This is a genomic window from Bacillus sp. GMs2/2, assembly GCF_050172095.1.
Lineage (GTDB): Bacteria > Bacillota > Bacilli > Bacillales > Bacillaceae_G > Bacillus_A > Bacillus_A cereus.
On the sequence record NZ_JBNLYE010000786.1, the window covers coordinates 1 to 360 of the forward strand.

Here is a 360-nt window from a genome sequence, read left to right on the forward strand (position 1 = left end):
ATAATGAAATCTTTCCATAAATTGATCAAAATCATAAGGAAATTGTTTATTTGCCCCTAAGCAGCCTAAATAAATGATTTTTTGTATCTCAACTTCATTGAAGCCCTGTAAAGAATCACTATCGATTTCATTTGGATTTGCATTCGCCAAGTCTTTCATTTTAAATAAACTTTGCATGAGTGACTGCTCAATTAATCCTAAACTTTGTCCCCTTTGCATCGCATGATTTGTAATAAAGCAAGGGACTGTTTGGTGATTTTTTTCTATTGCCTTAAACTGCCCATCCACATTTACAACTTCTACTTCTTTTAATTTTACAATCTCGACTCTCATAGATTACTTGTCCCCTTTTATTATTTA

1 protein-coding gene is annotated in these 360 nt (G+C 31.9%); it reads right to left on the reverse strand.

What is annotated here, in order from left to right; genetic code table 11:
- Positions 1-333, reverse strand: a 333-nt coding sequence (locus ACQGS6_RS29530) for a hypothetical protein (RefSeq protein WP_426966118.1), incomplete at its 3' end; no start/stop codon positions are given.
- Between the last annotated feature and the right edge of the window lie 27 nt (positions 334-360).